The following is a 20018-nucleotide window of genomic DNA, read 5'->3' as shown; positions in this document are numbered from 1 at the left end:
TTATTCTTTTCACAAGGTTTGCTGTTATTGATAAGCAAAGGATTATACAGTACTTGTGTAGAATAGATAACTAGTAAAAATCTAACGAAGACTTACGACGGGGGAAAAACATGGCTTTCAATGATACTTTTAGATTTGGTTCTCATGCAATAATATTTAATTCGGAAGGTAATGTTCTCCTATTAAAGCGAACATATGGGAATAAAGGGTGGAGCTTACCAGGCGGGAGTGTTGAGCCTGGAGAAACTATTCATCAAGCATTATTCCGTGAATGTAGAGAAGAGCTTGGAGTAGATGTTGAAGATGCTGTATTAACAGGAGTTTATTACCATAGTATAGTAAATACCCAGGCTGCAATTTTCCGTTGTTCTATTCCACAGGATGCCAAGATTATACTCAGCTCTGAGCACTCTGAGCATAAATGGTTCCCTTTATCTGAGTTAAGCGAGATTCAACGAATACGAGTGACAGACACTTTGAACTTTCAAGGACATGTAGCTAGTCGTGCATTTTAATAATTAGTACTATTTAGCCCTACTAATTTGTAGGGCTTTCATAAGTTAAGTTGTTTATTGTGAATAAATTTTATGTCCTTCGATTAAAGGGCTGGATTCAGACCTGTTCAAACAAAAATCGCAGGTATTGTTCACCTACGATTTTAATAATACTTTTGCTACATATGATAGATCTTATTACTTATAAGATCACATTTGTTCCATTTTTAGTCCCCAGATACAAGACCAATAGCTTCACTCCGTCATTGTAGTAAATCGTTTATCATAAGAATACTGCCAGTCTGTTGTCAACATTCATTCCTATAGATACAATGTTACCTTATGTGGTCCATCAGCTTTTAATCAAACTCTAATACTTTATTTATTTCCATCAAAATGGATATCCATCATATACACTTGCTGGAGTTAATTGTTGTGCTAGGCTACCAACAGATCCAGAACATGTACCACAGCCAACGCTAACATTATAATTATCCCGACTAGAGTCTGTAAAATTATTTAATCACTCTTATAGTAATTAAATGGTTATGATACAGTAAGTTTTTTAAGTATAAATAATATTGTAAGTAGGTTTAATAATTCCATTAGAATATTGTTTCATATCCACTAATTCTAATTTAAAACAAGGCTTAATGTTCCCGAACAATGAAATTCCTTCGCCAACTATAATAGGATTAATCTTTAGTACTAATTGATCAATGAGTTGATGTTTAAGCAACGATCCCGCTAATTCCCCACCTCCACATAGCCAAATTTTGCAGTTCTCTTGCTGCTTTAGATCCTTGATAAAGTCAATAGAATCTTCTTTGATAAGCTCGACTTCCTCATTGGATTCAAACTGCAAAGAGCTTGAAAAAATGTAATGTTTTATGCCCTTATAGCTAGGTTCACCCGGTTTATTTCCAAATTTAAATCCAAATTCATATGTTTTTCCACCCATCAATAATGATTCAAATTGTTGAATATCTGTTAGAAAATCAGGGACATGATCTCCTTCAAATAAAAACAGAGTTTCCTCAAGATTCCCCGTTAACATCCCTTGATCAGCAATAAAGTTATCTAATGACACTGCAACATGATAAATTACTTCAGCCATTTTGTCATACCCCCAAAAGCATAAATTTCCTTCTAGATCCACGACCATACTCTCTATTTCAGTTCATGTGGTTTCTAGAAAGCCTCAATGAGATGCTCATTTTCAAACTACGTAGAACACTTTTTACTGTCTTCTAAAAAATCTTATTCAACAACTTTGCTCTTAATAACAATTCTTTTAACTATTATCAGTTTAAACTATACAGTTATTTAACTATATCGCTCTAAAAATAAAAATGACGCATATCCTTAATGCAGATATGCGTCATTTGGAATTAATTTTAACTTGGCCATCAGTACAAAAAATCTTCTCAATAGGTATTGTGTTTTAAATATAAAAAAGGGTCTAGTTTTTCATCGTCCCATAAGCTTCCGGCTGACATACCTTTCTTTTTTTTATATGCCCAATAGTTTATTGCACCACTAAATAAGAAAGCCCTACCAAAAATTAAAGACATATAATTTGGAAAGAACAAAAAAGAATATGATGGGGAAAGTGGAACAATAAGTAGCTACTTTATAATCATTTTAGGTGCTACCACCTGCTTGGGATGGATTTATTTCAATTATGTAAACCTATTATCCCATTAAACATATATTCTCGTTTTCGAATTAACACCAATTAATAGTATTTAGAAAATAACGGACTATTTATCGTTTATGTGTCATTATTTTGTAATAAATATGTCTTCCTTGTTCAGATAAAAGTAGATTAGATTATCTTGTAATTTTGGTGCTTTTATAAAGCCTAATTTATTCATCAATCGTTGTGATCTTTCATTCTGTTGTTCCACTGTAGCATCAATCACATCTAACTTCATATATTCAAATCCATATTTAATTATTTCCTGCAACACCTCAAACATTATCCCTTTTCCCCAATAATCACTAGATAAATCAAATCCAATTTCAGCAATAAGTATATTATGAGACTGTCTTAAATAATGAAACCCACAAGTTCCTACGAATTCATTATTACTCTTGGTATGTATACCCCATCGACATCCAGAATCATCAATATGAAACTGAATTATTTCTTTAGCTTCTTTTAAATCCTTGCATGGTTCAATATCCATGTATTTTGTAATATTTTCGTCTCTGAAATGTTTATAAACATCTGCTGCGTCATCTAGAGTTAATAATTTTAAATATAAGTTTTTTGTTTCTAGTGGTGTAAATTCAAGGTTGCTTATTTTTGACATGGTAATTTTGTACCTTTCTTTTAGTTTTCTTCAGAATTTCTCTCGTTTTTATAATAACTCTCCTAATGAATTCCATTAATCAATATGCTATAACTATTAATGTTTTATACTAAGGTTATTCATCTTCCAAGCTCAAAAAATGAATAATAAGTTTATACGTATTTTTTTAACAATATCGACAATAAAGACCCTAAGACGATTGCTTACATATTTACAAGTTATTAATCCTTCAGCTTAAAGTGCTTCATTTTTTGTGTTTACAGGAAAAGAACCCTCTCAGTGTTGTGAATCTTATAGCTATGGGATTATCTCAAAAAAAAAACGGGTGACTCAGAACCCTCGGTACTTTTTCCAATATACGATACTAACCCATTTGATGTAAAGCGTTGACTAGAACCTTCTTGAACTGTTCCAAATACAGAATACGTTTTTGAATCCATCACTGTTGCTGTATGTACATTTTGATAAGTTATATATGCTAATTTATATCTATTAGATGGTATTAGCTTATAGTAGAATTGTATCAGTAGTAACTATTATTTTTGTATCTATTACTGAAATATTATTTAAGGTTGTTGTTAAGTGTAATATTCAAACATCAGGCAAAATTGATAAGTTCATTCCTCCATTCTTCAAACTATTTGAAGCCAAACTTAGATAACAATATCATGACTACATCTTAAGGAGATCCTATTATTTTTTTTGGCGTTGAATGTGCTTTTAGACAGATTGATGGGAATAGATATTAAGTGCTCTTTCAGTTAACGTAAAACAGAGAGAATGACGTTAGTATAAATATTAGCTCATGTTAATTCTTTTGATAACATTTTGCTAAACCTATGCAATCCGACTTGGAGGGTTGTAAGAAGACTAGTGCACACAATCATTTGATGGAAGTTAGAAAATGATCTGGGAGGATGTAAAGTTTTAATGAAGTAAATAAAAATAAGTAAAACCCTGATATTTTTCTTCCCCTAGGGTTTTACTTATTTTAATGATCCCGTAATCACAACTACAAGTGTTAAAGCTATGACCCAAAAAAGCCAACCTTTTAGCTCAGGCTTTTTAATATTGTTACTCAACTTTGTCACCTCATTTAGCAATTCTACCTTGGTTAGTGATTTTTTTTCTTCTATTAAGAGCTAATTCCATTATTGATAAATCTTGTTGGATTCTATCTAAAAGATACTCTGCTTTTCTTATTTCGTCGATTGATTTGTTACCTCTGTTATTTAGAGTTTCATCTACATATCCAAGAGCTTTTAAAAGTTCACCAGAAATTTTATCATACTGTTTAATATTCTTTATTTTAATTCCTCTCCCTTCTCTCACCTTATCCACTTTAGCCTTAAAATAGTAGTAAAACGCTACCAAAAAGTACCGTTTTACTAGGCAAAATATGCTATATATAAGTGCATAAAGGGGAAATTTGGTTACTATTATCATACCAAAATACTGAAAAGTGTGATTTTGTCTTGAGAGATGATTTAGGGAGATTAGTATGTAGTATTCTTTAAAATGCTATGCTTTTCTTACGTTTATATGAATATATTGATAATAATTGAAGGGTATTTATTTATAATATTCAACGTGATACAAAAGTTTATATTTCAATCTAACTTATATTTTTTCATTGACTACATTTTTCTCTACATGTTAATTCCCGAGTATCTTCATTCATAACGATATGTGTTATTTCAATCATCTTGATTAGTTCCTTATGTATAACAAACTACTCCTAGATTACAAAATAGTCATTCGATATTACAATACGTAAAATGAAATGCTTATAATTTCTAAAAAGGGGAATGGTATTACGTCCCCAAATGACTGTTCTACTATTCAAAATTTTTGATATAGGTCATAACGAACTCCGACATCAATCTGGCAGGGGTTTCATTTAACTATAATATTTTTTATGAATAATCACAAAAGCTAATACTGTTGAAAATTAACTTAGCTGTATTATAAAAGATACGTAACTTTTTATCACTAGTGTTTTTAATTAAAGTGGCTTCCTTCAAATCCACGAGAACACCCTAAATCTTATATACTTACATTAATCAGCGACGTACAGTATTTTTTGATAGAACGCTGACATAATGTTGTCAGTGTTGTTTTTATATAATAATTATTAAGCTAAGTATCCATTTGGAGGAAATAAGATAACTTTTTTGTAAAGATGGTGTTTTTTGTTTCATCTAAGTATTAAAATAAAATGAATAGATTTCCAAATTATATACTTGGAAGTTTATCATTTTAAAAAAGGGGAAAGAACATGCTTAAAAAACTAACAGAGAGAATTTATTACATGCCTCATAATAATGACACTGACAGACCTATATTAGGACTTGTATGCGGTGATAAATACAGTTTAATTGTTGATTCAGGAAATTCTCCACAACATGCTAAAGAGTTTTTAGCCGAAGTAAAATCTTTGAATATTCCACCAGTCAAATATTTAGTAATCACTCACTGGCATTTCGATCACGTATTCGGTATAAAAGAGATGAATTTAACAACTATAGGTCATGAAAATACGAAAATAAAACTAGAAGAAATGAGAAATATGAAGTGGGATGATGCTTCTTTAGAAGTATACCTTCAGAATGGTATCTTAAATGAATTTGAGATTAGTTGTATAAAGAAAGAAATTCCAGAAAGGGATAGCTTCCTTATAGGAGACTTGGATATAACATACAAAGGAAGCATGGCAATAGATTTAGGTGGCATTAATTGCATCATAAACGATGTTGGAGGAGATCATACTCTGGAATCAACAGTTATTTATATTCCTGAGGAAAAAGTAATTTTCTTAGGGGACTGTGTCTATAACGGAAGGTATAACGGTGATTATGTTTTTACAAAAGAAAAATTATTTCCAATGATAGATAAAATTGAGAAAAATGATATCGAATACTATTTTTGTTCTCATGAAAGTATTTGTGATAAAGAAGAAATGGACGGGTTTTGGCATCAATTAAAATCCACTGGAAATATAGTAGAAAAGGGTACTTCGGTTGAAGAAGCAAAAAGGAAATTTACCGCTACATATAAAAGACCACCTTCTGAAGCTGAATCCTTTTTTATAGGTGGCTTTGTTAATGGGAATAAATCAATGAAAGAAAAAGCACATCACTAAATTTGTCTATAGCTGCTAAGGAGCTCTCTTTGCCCATTAGCAGCTCTCTATTTATATCTATTACCACTTTCAATTAAGTATATTTTATGTTAATTGTTGGCTCTTCCTGATAAATGATGTTATAACATCATACGTTTGTATCTATAAAACTTTACTATCTAGTTTATATGTGCCACTTGATGTTGTGGGTCGTTACACAATTTAGTTTTTCAGCACCTGTGTATAAGATTTAGTAGTGAGCCTCCTGAATTTGCTAATAGTTTGGTAGGGTTTGTTTTGACTGGTTCATAAGCTAGTGTATAAGCTTCTACTGAATTAACATATGAATTAACACCATTTATTCCGCCTATAGTATAGATTTTCCCGTCTGTTGCTACAACTTCAAATGCGTATCTATTTGTTGGCATACTCGTTTTTGTTTCCCAGCTGTTTGTTATCGGATCATATTCTTCAACAGTATCTAAATATTCACCGACATTATTAAAGCCTCCAATAACATATATTTTCCCATTTGATTTTACAACTTCAAATGCGTATCTATTTGTTGGCATACTTGTTTTTGTTTCCCACGTGTTCGTTTCCGGATTATATTCTTCAACGGTATCTAAATATTCACCATTATTATTATAGCCTCCAATAGCATATATTTTCCCATTTATTGTTACAACTTCTAATCCATATCTATTTGTTGGCATACTCGTTTTTGTTTCCCATGTGTCTGTTTCTGGATTATATTCTTCAACAGCATCTAAAAATTTTGCGATAATATTATTATATCGATAGCCTCCAATAGCATATATTTTCCCATTTACTGTTACAACTTCAAATGCGTATCTATTTGTTGGCATACTCGTTTTTGTTTCCCACATGGCTGTTTCCGGATCATATTCTTCAACAGTATCTAAATATTCACCGGTATTATTAAAGCCTCCAATAGCATATATTTTCTCATTTACTGTTGCAACTTCAAATGCGTATCTATTTGTTGGCATGCTTGATCGCTTTTCCCACGTATTTGTTTCCGGATCATATTCTTCAACAGTATTTAAATCCCCAATAGAATTAAAGCCTCCAATAGCATATATTTTCCTCTTTACTGTCGCAACCTCAAATGCGTATCTATTTGTTGGCATACTCGCTCGCTTTTCCCACGTGTTTGTTTCCGGATCATATTCTTCAACAGTATCTAAATCCCCGTTAGCATTCGAACCTCCAATAGCATAAAATTTCCCATTTACTATTTCAATCCCAAAATTTATTCGTTCGGTAGGCATTGTAGAAACTGTGTCCCAGCTACCTTCAGCAAAGCTAGGTAACAATGATACTGATAACAACATTGTTATTGCTATGATTAATGACATAAATAGTTTCTTAGTTAATTTCATGTTTAAAAATTCCTCTCAAATAATATATTTTTTATATCAATTGACTTTCCAATGTAATATTTTACTATATGTAATCTGTTTACTCTGGTTGACAACAAAGCTCGCCTTTCCCCTGCTCTAATGCAGATTTAAGGCTTCCGAGGACATCTTGCCATGCTTTCTCATGCCATTTATATGCTTCTTCCCAAAATTCTCCGTACCCCCATCCATAATGTTCAACTAAAATGTTAGTTTTCTCTTCTTCTTTTTCAAAAAGAATATTTACAAGTGTCAGATCATCTTGATTGTTCATAATGGAGGCAAATTGATCTGGACCTTTCCAAGTGAATTCTAACTGTTGTTTAGGTACAAATCTCTTTATTTTACAGCCTTTTGTATTCATACATTCAATATCCCTAGATTCAAAATATAACTCAAATGCTCCACCTTTTTTCAGTTCAATTACAGCTTTTGGTGCAAACCATTTAGACACTCTATCAGAAATCGTCCATGCGTGCCAAACAAGATCTACTGGAGAATTAATAGTAATATTTTTAAATAGTGAACTATTTACTGAAGGTGTCAAAAAAATCCTCTCCTTATAATGAATATTTATATTAGTGATATGATTATTTGTTGAAAGTTATCGATAACCGTGAAATATCAGGTATAGTGTGCTAATTTTAGGTTTGGTAGAAAAATATCATTGATATTGATCAAAAAATAGATTTAAGACAGTACATGTATGATGCCGAACTTAGTAAATATTCATTGTTTTGGATCCTATATTGTTTATCATAAGGAGGTTTTATATTTTAAACATGTAGCTTAAGTCATTTCTGGTGGTGACTTAAGTAACAAATTTAAACCGCTATCGAAATTGGGACATGGGAGGCAACCGAATAATCTAGGAAATTAAAGATTATTAATTGAATCACTTGCGGTTAGCTTCAGGAGAATACGGAATACAACGTTAATAAACAATACATACTAAAAAGCCCGACCTCTCAGTATGATAATTGAGAAATTAGGCTTTTTCTAAACATGATTGTATCAGTGTTATTCCTGACAAAATTATTTCTATTAACTTAACACTTTTATGGAGATTTTAAAAATATCAAAAGGCAACTTACTTTTCATACATATTTTAGTACTTCACATAAAGTGCTCAGAAGGCGGTGATATGCTGAAAACGACTTTTGTAGTAGTCCTACACCTATAATAATTTTGTTTTTCAAACATCTCTAGATCCCCCATTTAAAATACAAATATATGCCTCAGTCGCAGCTAATAAAGTTTCTTCCTGGAAATTAAATCGAGGGTGATGATGAGGATAATCAAGTTCAGTGCCAAAGAGCATATATGTAGCTTTGCCCCCATGCTCTTGTACTCGATTCATCATGAAGCTGACATCTTCTGAGCCAGACACTGACACTACTGGCAATACTTCTTTAATAAACTCACTTGACGAACACCAATCAGTTATTTTTGGTATGAGTGCATCATCACAAACAACTACTTCTGTAACGCCTACTTCCTCAATCGTGTAGGAAACATCATGCATATGTGCTGCCGCTTGAATAATCTGTGTAGCTTTCTCAGCCATATAAACTGCAATCTGAGCCGTTTCTCCCCGTACTTCTATTTCCATATAGCTGTCCTCTGGGATAATGTTCCGCCCGCTTCCAGCAGTCATTCTCCCTACATTCACGCGGGTTATACCATCATGGTGGCGCGGGATTCCATACAGATGATTAGCAGCAGTTGTTGCAGCTAATAACGCATTTTTTCCAAGCTCTGGATTCATGCCAGCATGAGAGGAAACTCCTTTAAAATAGACATTGAATTTGGTTGAAGCAAGAAAACCTTGTGTTGTTGCTGCAATCGTTCCAACGGGTAATGATTGAATGCCTATGTGTCCGGAATAAAAATAATCGACATCATCGAGCCACCCTTTAGCAGTCATTGCTCTAGCCCCTCTCCCTCCTTCTTCAGCTGGCTGGAATAGAAGAGTAAATCTACCTTTTAGCTCGTCATTATGAGATGAAATATACTTTGCCACTCCCAGTCCAATAGCTGCATGCCCGTCATGACCACAAGCGTGCATAACGTTTTCTTCATTAGAAACAAATTGATTCTTTAATGGCAGATGAGTTGAATCGGTGGATTCGTTTACCGGTAATGCATCTATATCAAATCGAAATCCAATATGTTCACCCTTTTTACCTGAGTCCCATGTCGCAACAAGTCCTGTATTGCCTCCCCGCATTTTATCTAGCCACGACTCTTCTACACCCCAGTCTAAAGCCTTTTTCTCATGTGACTCAAGATCAGCGATGGAAGGCACCCCCATACGTGAGCCTTCTAGGAGTACTTCTTTGCCAATATAAAGGTTAAACCCCATCTTCTCTAGCTCTTTTCCTAGTCTGTATGTAGTGATGTATTCCATAAATCCCAATTCAGGTAAAGCGTGCAAACTACGCCGCCATTCGATCAATGTCGGGGTAATATTCTTTAGAAATGTACTGGACATAAAACCACTCCTCAGTTATTTTTCTTTCTAAATACTAACTCTTATCCATTATTGGTATTCTTCATTAAGAATACTATTGATTAAATATTATCTTATTCTCCTAATCTCCTAAATTTATATGCTAAATTTTATCTTACCATAGAGGATTATTAAGCTAACATGGTTACGCTAATTACAAAATTCATTTCTAATATTTTCTTCGACCTTCAGCAATCTCCCTCAATAAAGAAAGACGCACTTCTTCGAGAAAGGCGTCATTTTGTGTAATAATAATACCTTCCAAAAGATATTTCAACCATGAGAAAATTGTTATTTCTGCCAAATTAATTGAGCACGTTCTAAAACTGAATCCCATGAATCTTTTTTGTCCCAGACTCTTTTCGCATCAAATTCTACATAGTACACAGCATCTACTTTATCAATCTCAGAAAGTGGAAAGATATATCCTTCTTCTTTCGTTTCATCATTACTAATAAGTTTTCTTGAAGGCGAATCGGCAGTTGTTTGTGTATAGAAAAAAACTCTATTGCATTAATTTCTTTACTTAATGTCAGATAGCTTTGTCCATTCGTGGTCCTTGATATCATGTACCAATGGCTTCATATAAACGAGCCGAGGTAAATTCCATATAAAAACACTTGAACTTATCCAAGTCAAAAAAAATGTTTGAAAATATCAACCTTTTCGTTCTTATCATTAGTAGCAGTATTCGCATATCTCCATCCTCCATTTCTGTAATAATGGGAAGCATTTTCAGTGCGCAGATAAAGTTCTTTATAACCTAAATCCCTAACCACGTTTAAGGTTGTTTTTATCATTATTTGCCCTATCCCTTTGCCACGATATTCGGGTTTTGTATATAAGGAAGCAAGCCAAGGTTTATATATGTTTTGTGTCTTTAAGTCATTTTCAAATATTGACACTGTACCTAAGCAATTAGTGTAATAGGTAACTCATCCTTTTTAGTACCTGAAAAGAATGTTAAAACATCTTCAAAAGCCATTTTACTATTTGTCTTTTCCGCAACCTCTTGTATATACTCAGGTTTATTTGACAAAAAATCAATTACCACTTCTTCTCACCCTCTACAAACTTGTCATTATTTATTTATTAATTTATTTCACGATTAGTAATATTCCAGCCATTTTCAAAGCAACTTAAAATTTCTCTTAAAGTGTACAAGCTTTATCAGTAAACCAATAGATGTTTTTATCACATACCCCAGTCTGATGAACTTCTCTATAGTTGACTCAATGCTTTTTTTACTAATACTTTTACAACATATTCCTATTTCAGCATATTATTTACTAATGGTATTTTTAAAAAAATTCTAAAATACACTGAACCTAGACAGGTACTACATCACATTGTAAGATGAGTACATACTAAAATTGGAGGTTTTTGTTTGTTAAACTTATGTTTGAGCAGGGTATGTAAACTTTCTTAGTGACTTCGTTCATTGAGAAAGTGCCCATTTATAGAATAATAGAGAAAATGTAATTCACTAAAGAAGAGGAGACTATAAATGGATATCATGATTAAACAAGAAATTTCTAAAGAATATAAATTGACTGAAGAAATTGTTAAAAGAGCATTTTTAAATGTAGGTGATAAGAAAGAACATATACTTGTAAATCGCATTAGAAAATCAAATGCATTTATACCTGAACTTTCATTAGTTGCAAAAGATCGAAACAATAACATTGTAGGTCATATTCTGTTATCTAAAATAACAATCGGATCTGGTGATAACGCTGTCGATTCTTTGGTGCTAGCTCCACTTTCTGTTGTACCGGAGTATCAGAAAAATGGCATTGGGAGCCAATTAATTCATAGTGCGCTAAAAAACGCAAAAGAGCTTGGTTACAGTTCAGTAATTGTTTTAGGACATAAAGATTATTATCCAAAGTTTGGATTTAAACCAGCTAGTTTATGGAATATCGAAGCTCCATTTGAAGTACCTGATGAAGTGTTTATGGCTCTGGAGATAACAGAAAACTCTCTTGAAAATGTACAAGGTATTGTTTATTATTCAAATGCTTTTTCAGATTAAAAAACTAGGTGTTATTCATTAATAACAAAGGTTGTCTTGCATATTAGAACATTTTCTAAAGACAGCCTTTTTTAACCAATATATACTCTACTTATAAAGGTTCACGTTCACGCTTTTATAAGTAGAGATCAATCATTCATTTTTTTCCTTGATCTACTTTAGGGAGCCTAGAAAGATAATTCACAATACCCAAGTATTTATTAGGAACTTAGTCCCTTCAAGCACCATATTGCTGAATAACATTTTCAGGTTGACAGTTACCCTTAGAACCCTCAATAAGATGTTTCTAATAACGGACTAGAAATTATTCTTTTTGCATCTTCAACAGCTCTATTTTCTCCTTTAGATATACTAATCCCCATCAAGGTAGAACCTTTGCTACTCATTATCACTTGAACATCTGCAAAGTCAATATTAAATAAAGCAGGAACGGACATTAAACACTCCTACATTTGTAACTGACAATTTATATATTAATTATTCTAAAATATTCTATTTTTTTCCAACTCATTGAATATTTTATTTACTCTGCGAAACAATTTTTTCATACTTTTAATTAACTGACTTATATTTAACTATGAAATTTAAAACCTAGTATTTTATGCTTGTAGAAATCACACAATTTCTTTAAATGAGCTCACTTTCTACTTATATATCCATATGATGTACAAACAATATGTCTATTAATGGAGGATGACGTAATTGTCACAGAATATATCCGAACATCAAGAAAGTAACCTATTACAATCGTATAGGAAATTGCCACTTACATTTTTCCCAAACCATGGGCAAGTTGGTGATCAAATTAAGTTTTATTGTAAAGATTCTGGATGTCATTATGCATTTTTTACCAACAAGGTATCTTTAACACTATTTGGTTATAATGATGCACATGAATTAACTGAGAATCAAATTAAAAGTAAGCTAACCCCTTATCAATCCAGTCAAAAAAGTACTGTTAAAGGAGTTACACTAAATTGGAGGTTTTTGAACCCTTCTAATCAAATGATATTAGAAGGAAAAACAAAGGACTCAGGGACTATTAATCTCATCTATGGAAACAACCCAAAGAAGTGGCTAACAGAAATTCCTTTGTTCAAGGAACTCTTGTACAAAAATGTTTGGCAAGGGATTGATTGGATATGGAAAGACGACAAGGGAGAATTAAAATATGATATTATTGTGCATCCTCATGGAAACATCGAAGATATTCAAATTTTGTGTGAAGGAATGGAACAAATTGAGTTATGTGCAGATGGCTCATTAATGTTTCACACCGAATATGGGACATTTAACAAACGTAAGCCAATCGTTTATCAAACATACAATGGAGTAAGAAAAAACATAACATGTCGCTATTGTTATACAATTTCCGATGGAAAAGTAATTATTGGGTATGAGTTTCCCAATTCATACGACACAAATCGCACTTTAATCATTGATCCCACGCTTTCATATTCCACATACCTTGGGGGCAGTTTAGGTGATATAGGTGAAAGTATTGCTGTGGATTCGCAAGGGAATGCGTATGTAACTGGAGTAACTAGGTCGATGGATTTTCCAACGACTCAAGGAGCCTTTCAAACAATGTTGATGGGATTACAAAGTATATTTGTGACAAAATTTAATTCCACTGGAAGCGCGCTAATTTACTCTACGTACCTTGGAGGGAATGGGATTGATACCACCAATAGTATCACAGTGGATACCCAAGGGAATGCTTTTGTTACAGGCAATACTCAGTCAATGGACTTTCCTACAACTGTAGGTGCATTTCAAACGATGTTAATGGGAGGACAAAGTGCCTTCGTTACCAAGTTAAATGCAACGGGGACTATTCTTGATTTCTCTACGTATTTAGGAGGTGATGGAGCTGATAATGGAAGTGGGATTGCAGTAGATTCTCAAGGGAATGCGTTTGTGACAGGCGATACCAGTTCAATGAATTTCCCGACAACAGCCGGAGCTTTTCAACCTGCCTTTGGTGGTGGAGGTCTTGATGTATTTGTGACAAAATTAAATAATATAGGTACTAATCTTGTCTACTCCACGTACCTTGGCGGAATGGAGAATGACTTAGGAACCAGTATAACAATTGATCCACAAGGGAACGCCTTTGTCACTGGAAGCACCTTATCAATGGATTTTCCAACAACACCTGGAGTTTTTCAAACAATGTTAAATGGTGTTGTTAATGCTTTTATTACGAAGTTAAATTCGTCGGGAACCATGCTTCTTTTCTCTACGTACCTTGGGGGCAGTTTAATTGATGGCGGAGTTGGAATTGTAGTAGATTCTCAAGGTAATGCTGTCGTTTCGGGAACTACTCAGTCAATGGACTTTCCAACAACGCCTGGAGCTTTTCAAACAATGTTGATGGGAACACAAAGCGCTTTTGTCACAAAATTAAACTCAATTGGGAATGCTCTATTATTCTCTACGTACTTGGGTGGCAATGATGTTGATGCCGCTCGAGGTTTAGCAGTCGATCAAGATGGGAATGCGTTTGTGACGGGTGTGACTCAGTCTCAAGACTTTCCAGTAACACCTGATGCGCTTCAAATGATGTTAGATGGCCCAACTGATGCTTTTGTAACACAACTAAATGCTTTAGGTTCTGCACTTTTATTCTCTACGTACCTCGGTGGCAGTGGAGGAGATGATGGGAATGGCCTTACTTTGGATTCACAAGGAAATGTTTTTGTTTCGGGCCAAACTGGATCAACCGATTTTCCGATAACATCAGGAGTTTTTCAAATGATGTTAAATGGTTTATCAGATGCGTTTGTGACGAAATTCCAGATTGCTCTTCCACCTCCACCTCCACCACCGTTAATTTCAAAATGCTGCCAGAGTCCGTGCAAATGTAAAAAGACAATTTCAAAAACCTCTAATTCAGCAACATTAAAAGGAAAAGGAATATATAACTTAAAATAATCAAATATAGAATAAGTAAAGCACTCAACCTATTAAGAAAAAATGAATGAATGAACAACAGCCTAAATAATAATCTAGGCTTTTGTTTTTTAAGAAGACCCCATTCAAAGAACTAATGGTAATGTATTACAATAAGCAAAAAAACTAAACTTTATGTCATAAATTGACCACCTCAAGTAAAGAGACTGTTTTATCGAATATAAAATGATAACAACTCAAAATCTTCTAAATATAATTGAAGGATATACAATATATACAAAGAATACTTGTAATATGACATTTACAGGAGGTGTAACTTTCTTGAAACTCAAGAAACTATTATTCGGTGCAGCGTTAACTTTTACGATAGTAGGTTCAAGTGTTTCTGGTGCAAGTGCTGATCCGATAACTATTGATCCTGGCCCAGGTGGTGGCGGCACTAGTGATCCACCACCAATTTGCACAAGTAATGGCACATGTATCCAACCGTAAAATTACCTAAGCTTAAAAGCATGTCATCATATTAAATGACATGCTTTTATTCATCTTATCTTCTATTATATTTCTTCTATGTTTGTATCTACTGACTGATATTGCCCACATTTTTTGGTTAATAACATTCTATGGTGGCCATTCGTTAAAAACTATTAGACTTCTTAATCATTGTGTTGCGTAAATGACTTATTCAACCTACCACACTATTACTGGTAGACCCATGCGCTGCAAATGCAGCTCATTTGGATTTTGCTTTTTTATAGAATGGTTGCATGTTGATGGGCATGGAGCCTTGTGAAGATTCCATTCTCCCTAGATAAAAGTTCTTCGTGAGTACCATCTTCAGCTATGCCATTTTCAGTGACGACTAAAATTCGGTCTGCTTTACGAATGGTAGCTAGACGGTGAGCAATGACTAAAGTAGTACGGTCTTTGGTCAATTCATTTAAGGCTTCTTGAATGATCGCTTCTGTTTCTGTGTCTAGAGCAGAAGTAGCTTCATCGAGTATTAGTATTCTAGGATTCTTAAGGAACATACGGGCGATAGACAAGCGCTGCTTTTGACCTCCAGATAGCTTTAAACCCCTCTCCCCGATTTGGGTATCATAGCCATTCGGAAGTGAGGCGATAAGATCTGTCAAATGAGCACGTCTTGATGCCTCTTCGATCTCCTCTTGGGTAGCTGATAGCTTTCCGTAAGCAATATTTTCACGAAGTGTACCCGTAAATAAGAACACATCCTGTTGTACTATTCCAATTTGTGAACGAAGAGATTCCTTCGTCATATCTCTTATATCAATGCCGTCAATAGTAATGGCTCCTTGTTCAATATCATAGAAACGAGGAATTAAGGAGCATATCGTTGTTTTTCCTGCCCCAGAAGGACCTACAAACGCTACGGTCTGTCCTGCTTGAATGGTAAAGGATAAGTCTATTAGAATTGGACGATTCGTCTCATATCCAAACGTCACCTCGTCAAAGGTGATATCCCCTTGTAATGTTGAAACATCTATTGCATTAGGACGATCTTCGATATCCGGTTCCCTATCCATAAGCTCTGTAAATCGTTTGAAGCCCGCCATACCTTTTGGATATAGTTCAAGGAGTGCAGAGATTTTGTCAATTGGTTTGAATAATATATTAATATAAAGAATAAAAGCAACGAGCTCTCCATAAGATAGGGAACCTGAAAAACTTAACCATGCACCATACACTAGAACGAGAAGCGTCATTAGACGGGTGGAAATATAGATTCCTGAAAGGTTCACACTCATGGTGTTGTATGCTTTTAGCTTAGATTTACGAAAGAATTGATTGTCTTTATTGAATCGTTCAATTTCGTAGTACTCATTTGTAAATGATTGAACAACTCTAGATCCTGAAACACTGTCCTCTACTCTGCTGTTCACCTCTGCGATATTACCATACATTTTTGTCCAAGCAGCATTCATTTTAATATTCGAATAGGAAATGAGCCAAACTAAAAATGGCACAATCAAAATTGCAACTAACGCAAGCTTTACATTAATAGTAAGCATAATCCAAAATGCTCCTATAAACGTCATAATAGCGATAAATAAGTCTTCAGGTCCATGGTGAGCAAGCTCTCCAATATCCATTAAATCATTTGTGACTCTACTCATAATATGTCCAGTTTTCGTATTATCGAAGAAACGGAAGGATTGTTTTTGAACATGGTGAAACAACTCTCGCCTCATGTCAGTTTCAATATTAATTCCAAGCTTATGCCCCCAATAGTTCACTACAAATTGCATGCCCGAACTTAGTAAATAGAGGACCAGTAGACCTATGGAGACAGCTATAATGGTACTCCAATTTCCTTCAGGTAATAGGGAATCAATAAACCATGATACCGCGAGAGGAAAGCCGAGTTCCAAAAGTCCAACCAACACAGCACAAACGAAGTCTAGATAGAACAGCTTCCGGTGAGGTCGGTAATAGCTGAAAAATCGTTTAATCATATAATAGTCACCTCAGTATTCTAGTATTGAACTTCAATCTTTCATTGTATTTATAAAAAAAGTTTGATAATACAATATAATAAATTGTTGTTTTATCTAAACTCTAATTAATTAATCGCAGATGAATTGGCTCTCCGCCTTATGTAAAAAAAACGTTTGCTATTTACAAATCCTAGATATTAGAACATCATAAAGGATTCAAAGTATCATTTAATAGTTACAATAATATTGCTCAAAACATAAAGAAAGACGCTTTCAGTATTATAACTTAACAGCACCATTTTGTGGAATATTTCTTTTCTTATTTCATCTCATCAATGGATATGCTCTTCATGTGATAAAGGACTTCACCTACATTACCCAACGTTGGTAAAAGTTTACCAGAAATTCTTTCTTGATTTTTAATATGCTTTATTTTAATTCCTATAGCTGCTCACACTATAGTCTCAAAAAAGCAGTAAAACGCTACAATAAAGTAGCGTTTTACTTGGGAAAACATAATATATAAAAGTGCATAAAGGGGAAATTTGGTTATTATTATCATACCAATTAACTAAATATTATGATTTTGGCATAAAAGGCTATTTAGCAGGATTGGCTAGTGGTTTTGTTTAAGTTGCTTTAAACTTCTTTCACTTATATAAACATATTGATATTTGTAATATTAAAATTCAAGTACATTACATACATGCGAAAATGGATTTACAAAACACTGGTCATACTTTAATTGATTTTCTAACTTCAAAACCTTCAGTTAAATTACAACAAGTACTTACTTTTCAGAGAAGTTCGATACAGAATTCCAATTTCCGTAATGTATTTCACCTAACACCACAACAGATATACTACATGATATCTGTTGTGATTTCCTGTAAAACTAAGTGTTTTCAATATTGTTTATTTCAATGACCCTGTAGTGATTGCTTCTATATTACACAGTGTGATGGAAAGTGGAGCATTTACAGTTATCTCAGTCCCTTGCAATACAAAGTTTGAAATCGTCCAATCATCCTAAAATTCATATATACTCCCACTAATTTCTCTTACGCAAACTTCTTGACCTAGATATTGAGTATAATTAGAATTTGCTCCGATAGTACAACAATCACAAGTGGTAATTTGCTTTACTTCTTCTTTGACTATAGACTTACAACCACAAGGTGATGTTGATACCTTATAATTTGCCATTAGATCACCCCCATAATGATTATTACTTCATGTTATGCTTCACTGCAATTTGATGCATGGGGTAATGCGTATATATCCCAATAGGTCTACACACATTTTCCATTTTCTAGTCAACAATACAAAAAATCAAAATTATATTGCATACTCTATTCCTATAAGTTGATACCTTATATCTTGCCATTAGGCACCTCTCGAAAACTTCGAGAGGGTACATAATTCTTAAATCTAGATTTGTATGTATTACCTAGTACATACAGAGATAATTTGCATAGCATAATGTACGGCCAACTACACTCATATAAACCTCCCTAAGCATGCCTCCTTTACTGATCGGCACAGGGAGGTTACATATTTTAAGGAGATGTAACATAAGGTCTTATGTTTTAACCCCTCAATTTCTACTAAATACCCATTTTGATTACTATAATTTCTTGTTTTATACAATATTGTTCAAAACATAATGAAAGACACTTTTCATTATCATTTCTGAAATGGTGCACCCCTATAAAGTATCACTATCTACAGGTTCTAACATATCCTCGCTTTTCCTGGTTAGTTAGCTTATCCCATTTCTTTTGAGATTCCAGCTTGTCACCTCAGTATCACATATGTTTTCTAGTAAAAAGAAGCAAAAAGAATGTTGACTATAGACCTCACACAATTTCACATAGAAAATACACGAGAACTACATGCTAAAGTTGTATAAATAACTATGTAAGAAAAACTATTTTAAAGGAGTGTTTCAAATGAAGAACTTATTATCTTTAACATTAGCAGGTGGAGTATTAGTGAGTGGATTAATTGGAGTCTCAGCAACTGGTGCACAGACAACACAAGATTTAGACGAAAGACTAGAGCCATATGCGACGGAATTTGAAAATGGTACAATTGGATTTGATCTATCAGAAATTCCCCAAGATATACTTGATGAATTAAATGACAGTAACCTTTCAAGTGGTAATTACGAACTTATTTCGATTGAGACTATCGACGAAGAAACAGGTTCTAGCTTGTCAGTTGACGAATTTTCTCAAGAATTCTTTACTATTGAGATAGATGAACAAACTGGTGAAGTAATCGGTTCTAGTTTGTCTGATGAAGAACTAGCTAAGTTTTTAGAGGAACGGGAAAATGCTGGACCAGTTGAAGTTGAAGAGATTGACTTAGGCTCTGAATAAAAAACATGACTGAAAACACCGATTTCCAAAGTGAAGTCGGTGTTTCTATATTAACCACATTGTCCATAGAGTTTACTATAAACCTGTACTCTTTTTTTATTTAAACATTTTCCAATCATGCACAATTTACCATATGTTCTATTAAAATTCTACTTACAAATTGTTTAAACAAAATCAATATTACATTAATTTAATAACACAATCATATATACAGTACCCATTAAATTTAGGATGTTATTTATTTTGTCAACTACTTTGATTGAGGTCAGAACTCATAGCTTTATTTTCTAATTGAAAACTTGATTTGAAGGAACAAGTAGTTTAGCTATAGCCCTCGGTGGTAAATTTTACATAT

General features: G+C 33.5%; 16 protein-coding genes and 1 pseudogene. 6 read left to right on the top strand and 11 right to left on the bottom strand.

The window, feature by feature from the left end; genetic code table 11:
• Nucleotides 1-110: 110 nt before the first annotated feature.
• On the top strand, nucleotides 111-515 hold the full coding sequence (locus JM172_RS14780; RefSeq protein WP_214483138.1) for an NUDIX hydrolase: 405 nt from the start codon (nucleotides 111-113) through the stop codon (nucleotides 513-515).
• A 544-nt stretch (nucleotides 516-1059) separates the two neighbouring features.
• Here JM172_RS14780 and JM172_RS14775 read toward each other — a convergent pair.
• The 3 genes from JM172_RS14775 to JM172_RS14765 form a co-directional block, all read right to left on the bottom strand.
• On the bottom strand, nucleotides 1060-1611 hold the full coding sequence (locus JM172_RS14775) for a dihydrofolate reductase family protein (RefSeq protein WP_214483137.1): 552 nt from the start codon (nucleotides 1609-1611) through the stop codon (nucleotides 1060-1062).
• Between the two features lie 667 nt (nucleotides 1612-2278).
• Nucleotides 2279-2812, bottom strand: coding sequence for a GNAT family N-acetyltransferase (locus JM172_RS14770; protein WP_214483136.1), 534 nt, complete (start codon nucleotides 2810-2812; stop codon nucleotides 2279-2281).
• Nucleotides 2813-3904: 1092 nt separating this feature from the next.
• Nucleotides 3905-4153 carry a hypothetical protein gene (locus JM172_RS14765; RefSeq protein WP_214483135.1) on the bottom strand — a complete coding sequence of 83 codons (249 nt, stop codon included), beginning with the start codon at nucleotides 4151-4153 and terminating at the stop codon, nucleotides 3905-3907.
• A gap of 937 nt (nucleotides 4154-5090) precedes the next feature.
• Here JM172_RS14765 and JM172_RS14760 point away from each other — a divergent pair.
• Nucleotides 5091-5954 (top strand): MBL fold metallo-hydrolase, encoded by an 864-nt coding sequence (locus JM172_RS14760; RefSeq protein ID WP_214483134.1) that lies wholly within the window; start codon nucleotides 5091-5093, stop codon nucleotides 5952-5954.
• A 209-nt stretch (nucleotides 5955-6163) separates the two neighbouring features.
• Here the strand turns inward: JM172_RS14760 and JM172_RS14755 are convergent, their stop codons facing one another.
• From JM172_RS14755 to JM172_RS25210, 5 genes are all read right to left on the bottom strand, one after another.
• Nucleotides 6164-7339, bottom strand: a complete 1176-nt coding sequence (locus tag JM172_RS14755; protein WP_214483133.1) for a Kelch repeat-containing protein — start codon at nucleotides 7337-7339, stop codon at nucleotides 6164-6166.
• 79 nt (nucleotides 7340-7418) lie between these two features.
• Entirely contained in the window at nucleotides 7419-7904 is a 486-nt protein-coding gene (locus tag JM172_RS14750; RefSeq protein WP_214483132.1) for an SRPBCC family protein, read from the bottom strand.
• Between the two features lie 648 nt (nucleotides 7905-8552).
• Nucleotides 8553-9851 carry an amidohydrolase gene (locus tag JM172_RS14745; protein WP_214483131.1) on the bottom strand — a complete coding sequence of 433 codons (1299 nt, stop codon included), beginning with the start codon at nucleotides 9849-9851 and terminating at the stop codon, nucleotides 8553-8555.
• Nucleotides 9852-10504: 653 nt separating this feature from the next.
• Nucleotides 10505-10774 carry a GNAT family N-acetyltransferase gene (locus JM172_RS14740; RefSeq protein ID WP_214483130.1) on the bottom strand — a complete coding sequence of 90 codons (270 nt, stop codon included), beginning with the start codon at nucleotides 10772-10774 and terminating at the stop codon, nucleotides 10505-10507.
• A gap of 5 nt (nucleotides 10775-10779) precedes the next feature.
• On the bottom strand, nucleotides 10780-10908 hold the full coding sequence (locus tag JM172_RS25210; RefSeq protein ID WP_284730466.1) for a hypothetical protein: 129 nt from the start codon (nucleotides 10906-10908) through the stop codon (nucleotides 10780-10782).
• 468 nt (nucleotides 10909-11376) lie between these two features.
• On the opposite strand from JM172_RS25210, the gene JM172_RS14735 reads away from it, so the two are divergent.
• The gene (locus JM172_RS14735; RefSeq protein WP_214483129.1) at nucleotides 11377-11904 is read left to right on the top strand and encodes a GNAT family N-acetyltransferase; all 528 of its coding nucleotides are present in this window, start codon (nucleotides 11377-11379) and stop codon (nucleotides 11902-11904) included.
• Between the two features lie 278 nt (nucleotides 11905-12182).
• Here JM172_RS14735 and JM172_RS14730 read toward each other — a convergent pair.
• Nucleotides 12183-12344, bottom strand: a pseudogene (locus JM172_RS14730) (cell division protein FtsZ); the annotation flags it as partial.
• Nucleotides 12345-12606: 262 nt separating this feature from the next.
• On the opposite strand from JM172_RS14730, the gene JM172_RS14725 reads away from it, so the two are divergent.
• Nucleotides 12607-14841, top strand: coding sequence for an SBBP repeat-containing protein (locus tag JM172_RS14725; RefSeq protein ID WP_214483127.1), 2235 nt, complete (start codon nucleotides 12607-12609; stop codon nucleotides 14839-14841).
• 300 nt (nucleotides 14842-15141) lie between these two features.
• A complete protein-coding gene (locus tag JM172_RS14720) occupies nucleotides 15142-15312 on the top strand; it encodes a hypothetical protein (RefSeq protein WP_214483126.1) in 171 nt (56 codons plus the stop codon).
• A 260-nt stretch (nucleotides 15313-15572) separates the two neighbouring features.
• Here the strand turns inward: JM172_RS14720 and JM172_RS14715 are convergent, their stop codons facing one another.
• Together JM172_RS14715 and JM172_RS14710 are read right to left on the bottom strand one after the other, a co-directional pair.
• Entirely contained in the window at nucleotides 15573-17297 is a 1725-nt protein-coding gene (locus tag JM172_RS14715; protein ID WP_214483125.1) for an ABC transporter ATP-binding protein, read from the bottom strand.
• Between the two features lie 1011 nt (nucleotides 17298-18308).
• Nucleotides 18309-18485, bottom strand: a complete 177-nt coding sequence (locus JM172_RS14710) for a hypothetical protein (RefSeq protein ID WP_214483124.1) — start codon at nucleotides 18483-18485, stop codon at nucleotides 18309-18311.
• Between the two features lie 746 nt (nucleotides 18486-19231).
• Between JM172_RS14710 and JM172_RS14705 the strand changes: the two genes are divergently transcribed.
• The gene (locus tag JM172_RS14705; protein ID WP_214483123.1) at nucleotides 19232-19663 is read left to right on the top strand and encodes a hypothetical protein; all 432 of its coding nucleotides are present in this window, start codon (nucleotides 19232-19234) and stop codon (nucleotides 19661-19663) included.
• Nucleotides 19664-20018 lie beyond the last annotated feature (355 nt).

This window comes from Bacillus sp. SM2101 (assembly GCF_018588585.1).
Taxonomy (GTDB): domain Bacteria; phylum Bacillota; class Bacilli; order Bacillales; family SM2101; genus Nanhaiella; species Nanhaiella sioensis.
The sequence above is the reverse complement of the archived record's forward strand: the minus strand, read 5'-3'. Positions and strand labels throughout refer to the sequence as shown.